Below are 12,549 nucleotides of genomic sequence, written 5' to 3'. Positions count from 1 at the left end.
CACACGTCGTGGATTGTTGTTCGTTGGGTTCGAATATCAGAAGAAATCCAGGCTGACGCGGAACATCTGTTCCACCTGGCGGACCCGATTTGCCGTCGCAAAGATGACAATCCGGTCCTGCGGCTGGATCTGGAGCCCGCCATTGGGCGTCAGTACCTCGCCGTCGCGGAACACCGCGCCGACCCTGATGCCGGACGGCAGATCAATCTCGCGCAGCGGACGACCGACCAGCGGGGAAGTATCCAGCGCTTCTGCTTCGACCACTTCAGCCGCGCCGTTTTGTAACGAATGCACACCCCGGATACGGCCGCGGCGCACATGCTGCAGGATACGCGAAATCGTAACCGCGCGCGGATTGATGAAGGCATCTATGCCTAGCGCATTGGCAAAGGCCGGATAGCTCGGGTTGTTCAGCAGAGATAGGTTTCGGCGGCAGCCGAGTTTCTTGGCCATCACGGCAGTCAGGATGTTGACTTCGTCTTCGTTGGTCAGGGCAACGAGCGTGTCAGCATCGCCGACATCCGCTTCTTCGAGAATTTTTTGATCAAGAGCACTACCATGCAGGATGACGGAACGCTTTAGCTTGTCCGCAACAGACACGGCCCTTTCACGGGAGGCCTCGATCAGCTTGATCTTTGTGTTCTTCTGACGCTTTTCGAGGGCACGCGCGACGTAGAGGCCGATATTGCCACCACCGGCAATCACCACGCGGTTTGCCTCCGGCTCCTCATGACCGAAGATGCCTAGGGTACGGCGGACCTGATCGCGGCGGGCGACCACATAGGCCAGATCCCCGACCAGGATCGAATCCGTGCTCTTGGGTACAAACAGCTTGTTGTTGCGATGGATGCCGACAACGACCGCGCCAAGATCCGGAAAGAGCTCGGTCAACTGGCGCAGCGGCGTATCGACAACGGGACACTCTTCCTCGCACATGATGCCCACAACGACGATCTGGTCGTCTGCAAAGCGGACCGTTTCGACGGCACCGGGGAGCGCCAGACGGCGGAGAACCATCTCGCCCACTTCGATCTCGGGAGAAATGATCACATCGATGGGAAGGTTTTCGCGCGAAAACAGGTTCTGCCAGCGGCCTTGGAGGTAGCTCTGGGCGCGAATACGCGCGACCTTGGTCGGAACGTTGAAGAGCGAATGCGCGACCTGACAGGCGACCATGTTGACCTCGTCATACAAGGTCACGGCAACGATCATGTCCGCTTCCTGCGCGCCGGCCTGTGCCAGCACGTCCGGATGGGCGCCGTGGCCAACAAAGCCCCGGACATCCAACTGATCGCCAATGGCCTGAATGAGACGCGGCGAAGAATCAATGACGGAGACGTCATTTTCCTCTGCAGCCAGACGTTCTGCGATGCCGTATCCAACCTGGCCCGCCCCGCAAATCACGACTTTCATAAGGTTATGTCCTTGCGCTCGCCCGATGCGATAGTTTTGTCAATGGATGGCCCTTTCATCCGGCAACGTCAAGACAGCCCAAGGGTTTTCAGCTTGCGGTGAAGGGCCGACCGTTCCATGCCCACAAACTCCGCCGTGCGGGAAATGTTTCCATCAAACCGTTTGATCTGGGCCTGCAGGTAGTCGCGTTCGAACATTTCCCGCGCCTCGCGAAGAGGCACTGACATCAGGTGTTCGCCGCCGCCATTGGTTGGAAGGTTCGGGATGGTGGACCCAACTTCGGCTGGTAGAAGATCTGCCGTAATGATGCTGTCGGGCTCGCCGCGGGACAGGATCAACAGACGTTCCACGTTGTTGCGGAGCTGACGTACATTGCCCGGCCAGTCATGAGTTTGAAGGACTGCCATTGCATCATCGGCGATCGGCCGCAAAGGGATGCCTGAAGCGGTTGAAATCTGCTCCATGAAATGATCGACCAGAACCGGAATATCTTCACGTCTTTCCGCAAGTCCCGGAACACGTAGCGGAACCACGCTCAAGCGATGGTAGAGGTCCTGTCGGAAGGTGCCCGCTGCTATGTTGCTTTCTAGGTTTCTGGATGTGGACGACAAGATGCGGATATCCACCTGCACCTTTGTCGACCCGCCAACGCGGCTGAAGCTCTGGTCTACGAGCACCCGAAGGATCTTGCCCTGGGTCTCGGCTGGCATGTCGGCGATTTCATCGAGATAGAGTGTGCCGCCATGGGCTTCCTCCAGCGCACCAACCTTTTTCAGCGCACCTTGCCCATCTTCGACCCCGAACAGCTCTTCTTCCATGCGGTCTGGCGTGATCGTCGCCGCATTCAGAACCACAAACGGGCTGGAGGCGCGGGGCGAGAGCTGGTGGATCATCCGAGCGCTCAGTTCCTTGCCCGCACCCGATGGGCCGGTGATCAGGATGCGACTGTTGGTCGAGGCGATCTTCTGGATCGTCTGGCGCAGCTGATGGGCTGCGCTGGAATTGCCGATTATGTCGAACGTATCGACACTGCGTTGCTTCAGATCCCGGATTTCCCGTCTGAGGCTTGAGGCTTCCAGAGCACGTTCGGTGATGTGGATCAGGCGGTCAGACTTGAATGGCTTTTCGATGTAGTCATAGGCACCGCGCTTGATCGCCGAGACGGCTGTTTCAACGTTGCCATGGCCCGAGATGATTACCACCGGCAGATCAGCGTCTGTTTCCTTGATAACATCCAGAAGCGCCAAACCGTCCAGACGGCTGCCCTGAAGCCAGATATCCAGAACAACGAGTGACGGGCGTCGGCTCTTGATTGCCTCAATAGCGGTGTCTGAATCACTGGCTGTTCTGGTTCCGAACCCTTCGTCGTCCAGAATTCCAGCAATCATTTCGCGGATATCAGCCTCGTCGTCAACGACCAGAATGTCATGTGCCATGGCTTGTCAGCTACTCAACTTTCAGATTCTTTTTTGGGTTCCGGTTCCTCGCCTGGCTCCGCGACAAGCGTCAGCCGTACAAGGGTTCCGGTATCTGTTGGTTCGTTCCTGGGAGCGTCCAGCAGCTCAATTCCGCCGCCGTGATCTTCCATGATCTTTCGCACAATGGCCAGCCCCAGACCCGTGCCTTTCTCGCGTGTGGTCATGTAGGGCTCAAGCAGCCGGTGCCGGTGTTCGTCCGGAAGGCCGATACCGTTGTCTATGACGTCGATCACGACCATGCCGTCATCGCGGCGCCAAAGCGTGACCGATATCTGGCCGTCTGACTTTTCCTCGCCTTCCCGGGCAGACACGGCTTCGGTCGCGTTTTTGATCACATTGGTCAGCGCTTGCCCGAGAAGACGATTGTCAAAGACCGCCTCCAGTCCATCCTCCGGCAAGTGCGTTGTGATCGTGATGTCCGGGTTCGCCACGGTCTGCATGAAAGCTGCTTCACGAACGGAATTGCGAAGATCGGCCCTTGTCTTGTTCGGCTTGCGCATACGGGCAAAGGACGAAAACTCGTCAACCATTTGCCCAATGTCACCGACCTGTCGGATGATGGTGTCAACGCATTGATCGAAAACGCCGCGATCCTCGTCCTCAATCTTCTTGCCATATCGGCGACGGATGCGCTCTGCGGATAGCTGGATGGGCGTCAACGGGTTCTTGATTTCGTGCGCGATGCGGCGAGCCACGTCCGCCCAGGCCGAATTTCGCTGTGCCGAGACAAGATCCGTAATGTCATCGATGGTGATAACGTGGCCATGCTCGTGCCGGGTCGATTTTTCGCTGGTCACACGGACATTCACCGTCCGCTGCCGCCCGCCCCGCTTGATTTCCAGCTGGGTCTCTCTTGGCCGGGTCTCGCCACTTGCAAGTACAGTCTCCATGACCTCGGCAAGTTCTGGCATCACTTCAAGCAGGGACTTGTTCAGGATCGTGACTTCGCGGGTATCTAACAACTGCTCGGCAGACCGGTTTACGAGCCGGATCGAGCCTTCATCGTCAATACCGATCACGCCGGTAGAGACACCGGACAGAACGGCCTCGTTGAACCTCCGGCGGCGGTCGATTTGTTCATTGGCTGCCAGAAGCGCATCGCGTTGACCAAGCAGCTGTCCGGTCATCTTGTTGAAGGTGGCACCCAGATTGGCGAGATCGCCGCTCGACTTGGCCGTTTCAACCTTGACCGCGAGATTGCCCTTGGAGACCTCGTCAGCGGCCGAAATCAGTGTTCGAATGGGCGCGACCAGCCGGTTTGCGAACCCGAAACCGATCCAGATCGCTGAAAGAAGCAGAACCAGCGCAACGCCGAGATAGACAAGCGCAAACGCGACCTGAACACCAAAACGGCTGGTTTCCAATTCTGCGTATTCAGATGCGCCAGCCTCGGCGAGGTTCATGTATTCGATCACACGCGGGTCGATGATGCGCACGCCATAGAGGTAGAAATCATCAAACGCGGCCAATTTCATGACGCCGCCGACCAGGTTCGACTTGCCGGGGGCGATCATGATTGGTTCGCCGGTCTTGGCCTGCGCGATTGTCCAGCGCGGCGGCACGATCACCTGGGCTCGCGGGTCAGCGACGACACGCGTAATGACCTCACCTTTGGAATTGATGATAAAGGCACCAAGCATGCCCCTCACCTGCGCCTGAGCCTGAAAGAAACTGTCAAAACGAGTGGGTTCAAAGTCATAGACAGCGCGTGATCTGTCCACATCATTGGCCATGGCGATGAGGTCCGCCCGCAGCACGCTGCCATGTTCATTCAGGTAGGCTTTCGCCACCACTAGGGCATTGTCGATGATGTTTCGGGTTCTATCCTCGAACCACCGGTCCAGCCCACGATCCAGTGTTATTGCAGCCAGAATTGCCATGAGAATCGCTGGCACGGCTGCGACCACACTGAACAATGCAACGATACGGACATGGAGGCGCGCGGCCGCACGACCTTTCCGGCGGGCTGTGAGAAGCTTGCCAATTTCCCAGCCGATGGACAGTACGAGCAGAAGGGCCAAAAAGCCGTTCACGCCCATGGCCATCCAGATCACATCCTGCGTCGGGGCAATGGGGGTCAACCCCATGAGAATTGCAAAGGTGACGCCAATTGCGGCGAGTGCCAGGATCATGATCGCAAGGCCAAAGCGCCTTGCGACACGGCCACTGGATACCTGTTTGAACACTGCGCTCTGAGGCGATTCCAAAATCATTCCACTCTCTGCCCAAGCGGCTCTTAAACCGCAACTGCGGCAGACTTACCACACATTGTTGCGAAATTGCGACATTGGCAACTTTTCGCCGGCGAAGCTTGTTGATGAGACATCAGGGATGGGTGCTCTCCCTATTTCCCTGTCCTCATGACTTCGACTTCAAGATCGCGGATTTTCTTGCGCAGCGTGTTTCGGTTTACACCGAGCAGCTCGGCAGCCTTGATCTGATTGCCCCGTGTTGCGGTCAATGCAGCGCTGATCAAGGGGTGTTCCACATCACGCAGGATCCGATGATAGAGGCCCGGTGGGGGCAGCGCTTCGCCGTAGGTGGCGAAGTATCCGCCAAGATATTTCTCAACAGCGGCGCTCAAATTGGTCACATCGCCAGTCTCTACCACCACCGTCGTTTCCATCGGTTGGCTCAGCTCCTGCTCCATCAGGGCTTCACCGATTACATCCTGCGGATTAAGGGCAGCCAGACGACGGATCAGGTTTTCCAGCTCACGCACGTTTCCGGGCCATCGGTAACGACGGAGCAAATGAAGTGCTCCCTGATCAATCTGCTTGGGCGGCAGGCCCTCCTTTTCCGCCATGGAGAAAAAGTGGCGCACGAGATCCGGGATGTCCTCCACGCGCTCACGCAGCGGAGGAAGGCGGATCGGAACCACATTCAGTCGGAAATAGAGATCTTCGCGGAAGAGGCCCTGATTGATCGACTGGCGCAAGTCCTTGTGGGTCGCTGCGACGATGCGCACATCCGTCTTGATGGGCGTCCGCCCACCGACCGTTGTGTATTCGCCCTGTTGCAGGACGCGAAGAAGTCGGGTTTGGGCTTCCATCGGCATGTCGCCGATTTCATCGAGAAACAGGGTGCCACCATCGGCCTGCTCAAAGCGGCCCGATGAACGGTGTTGCGCGCCTGTGAAGGCTCCCTTTTCGTGGCCGAACAGTTCTGCCTCGATGAGGTCCTTCGGAATGGCGGCCATGTTGATTGCCACAAATGGTCCGTTGCGGCGCTTACCATAGTCATGGAGCGCGCGGGCAACCAATTCCTTGCCGGTTCCAGATTCCCCGTTGATCATGACTGTGAGGTCGGTTTGCATCAAACGGGCAAGGACGCGGTAGATTTCCTGCATGGCCGGCGACCGGCCTACAAGCGGCATGTGCTCGCCAAGATCCTCGACCACGGCTATCCGCGCGGTTTTCGGCTCTTCCAGCGCGCGGCCGACGATACTGATCATCTCCTTCAAATCGAACGGCTTGGGGAGATAGTCATATGCCCCCTTTTCCGAGGCCTTGATGGCCGTCATGAAAGTGTTCTGGGCACTCATGACAAGGATCGGCAGCTCGGGCCTGACCTTCTTCATGCGGGGCAGCACGTCGAAGATGTTTTCGTCCGGCATGACCACGTCGGTGATCACCAGATCACCCTCGCCGGAACTGACCCATCTCCACAATGTCGACGCGTTCGAGGTAACCCGAACCGTATACCCGGCTCGCGATAATGCCTGATTGAGGACCGTCCGGATGGCGGCGTCATCATCGGCAACGAGGATCGTTCCAGATGGCATCTCACATACCCCCAAGGTTCATGGCCAGGGTTTCGGTTTCGGTTTCCGTTTGGTCGGTAAAGGCCGGCATCAGGATTCTGAAGCGGGTATGACGGGGATGGCTATCGCACTCGATCACGCCGCCATGGTCGCCGATGATCTTTGCCACGAGGGCGAGACCAAGGCCTGACCCGTTGATCTTCGTCGTTATGAACGGCTCGAAGAGATGCGGCATCAGATCGTCCGGCACCCCCGGTCCGTTGTCTTCCACGCTGAACTCCAGCGGCAGGCTGACCCGGTGTTCCGTACCGGGAACCGAAAGCCGCACACCGGGACGAAACGCTGTTCTGATACGGATTTCGCCGTCATGTGCGTCGCCGATGGCTTCGCTGGCGTTCTTCACCAGATTAAGGAATACCTGCGTCAACTGATCCTTGTTCGCGAATACGTCGGGCAGAGAGGGATCGTAGTCTTCAATGATCCTCTGGTTCCTCGCGAACCCGTTCTCGGCCAGACGTTTGACGTGATCCAGAACCACATGGATGTTCACCGGCGTGCGCTCGATTGGGCGTTCGTCGGAGAAAACTTCCATGCGATCGACCAGTTTCACGATCCGGTCTGTTTCATCCGTGATCAGCTGGGTGAGAGGCCGGTCCTCCTCGCCAACGGACTGTTCCAGAAGCTGGGCTGCGCCGCGAATGCCAGACAGCGGGTTCTTGATTTCGTGCGCCAGCATTGCGGCGAGCCCGGTGACCGTGCGTGCCGCCCCTCGGGAGGTCAGCTGACGGTCGATCTTTTCCGCCATCGTCCGTTCCTGAAACATCAGGACAACGGCGCCGGGTCGAGCCGCGACAGGTGCAGCGTTGATATCAACGACCTTTGGACTGCCGATCTTGGGTGAACCGATATCGACCTTGTATTCGTTCACAGCAGCGCCGCGTTCCCTCACCTGTTCGATCAGGGTCAAAAGCGGACTACCAAAGGGAATGAATGCGCTGATCGGATGGCGTCGCATGACCGAGACGCTGCAGCGCATGAAAATCTCGGCGGCCATGTTTGCGGATTCGATCACGCCATCGGGCGCGACCAGAAGGACGGGATGCGGCAGTGCGTCCAGAATGGAGGGGCCGTCGCTGGTCAAAATGGCGGCGCGCTGGTCCTGAGCGTCTTGCGGGCTCATGCTGCGACCCTCTCGGCGGGCATCGACGGGTTCCAATCCTTGAGCAGTTCAAGAACCAGTCGCGTATCATTTGACGTCATTATGTGGCGTTTCATGTCGTCCGAAATGTTGGAAGAAGCTCCGGCGGTGTCAAAATACCAGCCGATGTGTTTTCGGGCGATCCGGTTGCCCGCAGCATCTCCGTAATGGGAGATCAAGGCTTCATAATGTTCGACAGCAATTGCCTTAAGCTCTGCCCCGGCAGGTTCCGGCCTGCGCTCGCCGGTCTTGAGATAATGCCCGACATGACCGGGAAGCCACGGCTTTCCATAGGCACCACGGCCAACCATTACGCCGTCGGCCCCGGACTTTTCGAGCATGGTTTCGGCGTCTTCAAAGCTGCAACAGTCGCCGTTGGCGATCAGGGGAACGCAAATGGCGTCCTTTACGGCGGCGATGGCGTCCCAGTTCGCTTTTCCCTTGTAGAACTGGTTACGGGTTCGCCCGTGGACCGTAATCAACTGTACGCCTGCGTTTTCAGCCCGCCGTGCCAGATCAGGGGCATTGATCGACTTTTCGTCCCAGCCCAATCGCATTTTCAACGTGACAGGAATATCAACCGCCTCAACTGTTGCCTCGATCAGGGAAAGAGCGTGATCAAGATCCCGCATCAGGGCTGACCCGGAATAGCCGCTGGTGACCTTCTTGGCCGGGCACCCCATGTTGATGTCGATGATGTCTGCCCCGAGACCGGCAATGGTTTTGGCCGCCTCTCCCATCCAGCGGGCCTCACGACCTGCCAGCTGTACGACATGGAGGCCCTTGTCCTGAGCCTCTGCGCGCATCTGCGTTTCCGCGTCACCCTTTACGAAGGATTCACTTGCCACCATTTCGCTGACGACCATGCCAGCCCCGAAACGCGCAGCAATTCGCCGAAACGGTAGATCGGTAACGCCGGACATGGGCGCAAGAACCGCGGGAACTTCAAGTTCATGCGGACCAATCCTGACAGGTAGACGGGAGTTATTGCGGGACGACATTATCTCGGTTTGCTTATTGTCTGTGCACATATTTTGGATGCTTATATATTAGTCATTTACGCCGCGCCGACAAGCCGAAAGCTGTGTGATTTTAACATCGTGGTTGAAGTGCCGGTCTCCATTTGACAAAACCGCAGGACCCATAAGAGTGGAATCCTCATGAAACAGCGTGTAGCAGCACTCATCGTTGCGGCAGGAAAAGGGTCTCGGCTGTCGAACTTACCCGACGACCTGCCAAAGCAATATCGCAGACTTGGTTCCGGTTCGGTGCTGTCACATACACTGAATGCTTTTGGCCGTCACGCGGGTATTGATGATATCGTTTGCGTCATCGCCGAAGGAGACCGCCGTCTTTACGATAGGAGTCTGGCTGAAACCTCTGCGGAAACACAGGCAAAATGCCATGAACCCGCGACCGGCGGCGCGACCAGACAGGCCTCGGTCTTCAACGGTCTTTCTGCCCTCTCAGAGAGCGGCGTCACGCACGTCCTCATTCATGATGCTGCCAGACCCTTTATTGCCGAGAAAACCATATCGGACATACTAGACCGTTTGCGTTCCGGTTCCGCTGCCGTCTTAACGGCCATCCCGGTCGTCGATACAATCAAGTCGATTTCTGATGGTTGTTTGAAAACGATTGACCGCTCCAAGCTCTGGGCAGCGCAGACTCCGCAAGCCTTTGCGCTGGAAACGGCTCTCAAGCTTCACCAGCAGGCTCAATCGGAAGGGCGGCTGGATTTTACCGATGATATTGGCCTGGCCGAATGGCAGGAAATTGATATCGATATTGCCGAAGGCTCGGCGGATAACTTCAAGATAACGACCCAACCGGACCTCATAAAAGCAGAAAGCCTGGCCGCGCGCATGACCCACCCTGTTTCTCCCTCGCCCCATCCCCTTGCAGCCCTTGACGACGTTCGCACCGGTCAAGGATATGACGTTCATGCGTTTGAAGATGGTGATGCGGTCATTCTGGGCGGCGTCTCCATCCCGCATTCCCGTAAGCTCAAGGGCCACTCCGACGCGGACGTGGTCCTCCACGCAATCACGGATGCCATGCTGGGTGCCATTGCAGATGGAGATATTGGAGCGCATTTCCCGCCCAGTGATCCCAAATGGAAGGGCGCCGCTTCAGACCAGTTTCTTGTCGATGCCCTGCGACGGGTTGACGAGCTCGGCGGGCGTCTGGCGCATGTGGACGTCACGATCATCTGTGAAGCCCCCAAGATCGGTCCGCATCGCGATGCGCTGCGCAGTTCGATCGCACAAATCTGCAAACTTCCGATTGGCCGGGTATCTGTAAAGGCGACCACCTCGGAAAAGCTGGGTTTCACTGGCCGCAAGGAGGGAATTGCCTGCGCATCAGTGGTCACCGTGCGCCTCCCCTTTGATGATACCGAGGAGTATCCTCAGTGATGGACCAGTTCGAAACAGTGCCCGGGTTTGACGATCTCGCACATCAGGCCGCCCTAGTTATTGAGACATTTGCGGCCAAGGGGTTCAAGATCGCGACTGCGGAATCGTGCACCGGTGGCATGATAGGCGCAATGTTGACAGAAGTGGCTGGCTCATCCGCCGTTGTTGATCGCGGGTTCATCACCTACTCAAACGAAGCCAAGATGGAGATGCTCGGCGTTCCCGAGGAAGACCTCATCTCTTTTGGCGCGGTTAGCGAACCTGTCGCAAAAGCAATGGCAAAAGGCGCGTTGACCAGCTCGGATGCTTCGGTTGCGGTCTCTGTCACCGGGATTGCCGGTCCGGGAGGCGGCTCGGCGACCAAACCAGTAGGGACGGTTTGCTTTGGCCTTGCAATGACCGTGGGAGACGGACTGGTGATCACGTCGACCATGCATTTTCCGGATGTCGGTCGCCGCGGAATCAGGTTTTTGACAGTCCAGAAGGCCTTCGACCTATTTCTGAAGGCTGCCGGTCAATCTATGAACTGAGTATGCGCAGGCTATGTGCAATCGCGGTTCATTAAAATTTTGATCAAATTCAAGTCGACTCCTAATGGCATCGCGAGCGATTTCTTGAATTCTGGCGGGTAATAAAGCTGCCCATCAGAATTTTTACGCCCCGTATTGCTCGACAGGAGACCTCGCATGCTCAAGCAGTGCCTCATCATGGCCGCCCTTTTTGCTGCCACTCTCCCGTCCCACGCCGGAGAAGGCGAGCTGCGTCTGGGGGACTACTATGTCATCTCGCGCGGAGATCGGGGCCAATTCCTCGGCAGCCACCGTCTCTTCAAGGAAAACGCATCTGGGCTGCACGAAGTGTCCTATTGCGGAGAAACTTATTGGGTTCGCGCCAAGACCGTCGCATGGACGCAGCTTGAAGAAGAGAACGAGCGCACGGTGAATGTCGAATTCAATCGCGGCAAGGGTTGGCGGCCCATCTGTAGCAAGCCGAGCGATCAGGTCCGTCTTGCCGATATAGGCGTGACGCTGCCGGCTGCGGAAATGCTGTTCACAAGCGAGGCTGAACTCAAACGCGCCAACAGGTTTGCAGCTATTGGTCAGTCCTTCAGGGCTCTCGGCAAAAGCGGACCGCAGGGCAGTTACCACGCCCGATAAGGGAGCGCTTTTACGGATTTTAAAGGAATCTTAAGCCGCACATCTCATCCTCAATACCGTGTTTTTGCGTGGTGGCATTTGCGGATGCGACCTGACCGGACAGGCAGGAGTAGATCGAGATGACGAAGCAAGGTTTCACTGTAATCAGTCTGACTACGGTTCTGACTCTGGCGACCGCGTTCTCCGCGTTTCCTGCATTCGCCGATGTTGGCGACTATTATCTTCGTTCCATTCAGAGATCCGGCAAACTCAACGGTGCACACGAGATTTCACCGGTGCCACTCAAGGGGCTGATAAAGACCACCTTCTGCAATCGTGACTTCTGGATGCGGGACACGACTGTCCTGTGGAGCGATACGGAGATGAAGGAAGGTCGCAGCCTTGTCATCATTCAGGAAACTTCAGACGGACGTCGGACCGTTTGCAACAATGCGACCGATTATGTGGCGACCAATGTCAAGAAGTTGCCACCGTCCTTGCGCGAAGCCAAGATCGGCGGGCCGACACGCTCGCGACTGAATGTCATCAGCGAAGCGTTCAAGGATTTCAAATAACGGTCTTGCCGGTCACCGTCCGTAGACGAGATTGGCACGTTCTTCAAAAGCGACCGAAAACTTGCGAAAGGCGCGGTCGAACATCGCGCCCATCATGGAGCCGAGCGTCCGGCTCTTGAATTCATATGAAATGAAGAAACCGACATCGCAACCACCGTCATCGGTGTCTGCAAAGGTCCATTTGTTCTCAAGGTGCTTGAACGGCCCATCAAGATACTGGACCAGGATCGTGTTTTCTTCCGGCCTCAGCTCGACCCGGCTGGTGAAGGTTTCCTTGAAAACCTTGTAGGCGACGGTCATGTCTGCCACCAGGACCTCCCTGCCCTCACCCATATCCTTGCGACCACGTACCTGCAGCCCTTGGCAAAGGGGAACAAACTGCGGGTATTGCTCCACATCAGCCACAAGGGCGAACATGTCCGCAGCCTTGTGTCTGACATGATGTGTCGAGGAAAAGCTCGGCATCGAAAGTCCAGTTTCTAACGTCCCAGAGCACGTCTCGCATTCAACGAATAGCCCGACGTGCTCTAAATGTTCGATTTTTCGCGTTGTCCGACAGCGAACCGGTA

At 57.1% G+C, this 12,549-nt stretch carries 11 protein-coding genes; 4 read left to right on the top strand and 7 right to left on the bottom strand.

From position 1 onward, the window contains the following. Positions 1-36: 36 nt before the first annotated feature. The 6 genes from trkA to dusB all read right to left on the bottom strand — a co-directional run bounded on the left by trkA (position 37) and on the right by dusB (position 8,853). A complete protein-coding gene (gene trkA / locus F0155_RS12975; protein ID WP_150524945.1) occupies positions 37-1,413 on the bottom strand; it encodes a Trk system potassium transporter TrkA in 1,377 nt (458 codons plus the stop codon). A gap of 68 nt (positions 1,414-1,481) precedes the next feature. Then, positions 1,482-2,849, bottom strand: coding sequence for a nitrogen assimilation response regulator NtrX (gene ntrX, locus F0155_RS12970; RefSeq protein ID WP_150524944.1), 1,368 nt, complete (start codon positions 2,847-2,849; stop codon positions 1,482-1,484). Positions 2,850-2,863: 14 nt separating this feature from the next. After that, positions 2,864-5,104, bottom strand: a complete 2,241-nt coding sequence (locus F0155_RS12965) for a sensor histidine kinase NtrY-like (protein ID WP_150524943.1) — start codon at positions 5,102-5,104, stop codon at positions 2,864-2,866. A 131-nt stretch (positions 5,105-5,235) separates the two neighbouring features. Next, positions 5,236-6,675, bottom strand: coding sequence for a nitrogen regulation protein NR(I) (gene ntrC, locus F0155_RS12960; RefSeq protein ID WP_150524942.1), 1,440 nt, complete (start codon positions 6,673-6,675; stop codon positions 5,236-5,238). A gap of 1 nt (position 6,676) precedes the next feature. Further along, on the bottom strand, positions 6,677-7,834 hold the full coding sequence (locus F0155_RS12955; RefSeq protein WP_150524941.1) for a two-component system sensor histidine kinase NtrB: 1,158 nt from the start codon (positions 7,832-7,834) through the stop codon (positions 6,677-6,679). After that, a complete protein-coding gene (gene dusB / locus F0155_RS12950) occupies positions 7,831-8,853 on the bottom strand; it encodes a tRNA dihydrouridine synthase DusB (protein WP_150524940.1) in 1,023 nt (340 codons plus the stop codon). The genes F0155_RS12955 and dusB overlap by 4 nt, the downstream gene beginning before the upstream one ends. Before the next feature lie 159 nt (positions 8,854-9,012). On the opposite strand from dusB, the gene F0155_RS12945 reads away from it, so the two are divergent. From F0155_RS12945 to F0155_RS12930, 4 genes are all read left to right on the top strand, one after another. After that, positions 9,013-10,269 (top strand): bifunctional 2-C-methyl-D-erythritol 4-phosphate cytidylyltransferase/2-C-methyl-D-erythritol 2,4-cyclodiphosphate synthase, encoded by a 1,257-nt coding sequence (locus F0155_RS12945; protein WP_150524939.1) that lies wholly within the window; start codon positions 9,013-9,015, stop codon positions 10,267-10,269. Then, the gene (locus F0155_RS12940) at positions 10,269-10,799 is read left to right on the top strand and encodes a CinA family protein (protein ID WP_150524938.1); all 531 of its coding nucleotides are present in this window, start codon (positions 10,269-10,271) and stop codon (positions 10,797-10,799) included. The genes F0155_RS12945 and F0155_RS12940 overlap by 1 nt, the downstream gene beginning before the upstream one ends. A gap of 156 nt (positions 10,800-10,955) precedes the next feature. Then, positions 10,956-11,426 (top strand): hypothetical protein, encoded by a 471-nt coding sequence (locus F0155_RS12935; protein WP_150524937.1) that lies wholly within the window; start codon positions 10,956-10,958, stop codon positions 11,424-11,426. A 119-nt stretch (positions 11,427-11,545) separates the two neighbouring features. Then, positions 11,546-11,980: a hypothetical protein gene (locus F0155_RS12930; protein ID WP_150524936.1), complete on the top strand. Its 435-nt coding sequence runs from the start codon at positions 11,546-11,548 to the stop codon at positions 11,978-11,980. A 12-nt stretch (positions 11,981-11,992) separates the two neighbouring features. Here F0155_RS12930 and F0155_RS12925 read toward each other — a convergent pair whose 3' ends face one another. Continuing rightward, a complete protein-coding gene (locus tag F0155_RS12925; RefSeq protein ID WP_150524935.1) occupies positions 11,993-12,445 on the bottom strand; it encodes a type II toxin-antitoxin system RatA family toxin in 453 nt (150 codons plus the stop codon). Positions 12,446-12,549 lie beyond the last annotated feature (104 nt).

The organism is Roseibium sediminis, assembly GCF_008711325.1.
In the GTDB taxonomy this organism is placed as follows: Bacteria; Pseudomonadota; Alphaproteobacteria; order Rhizobiales; family Stappiaceae; genus Roseibium; species Roseibium sediminis.
Note: the sequence above shows the minus strand (reverse complement) of the source record. Positions and strands in the feature narration are given on the sequence as shown.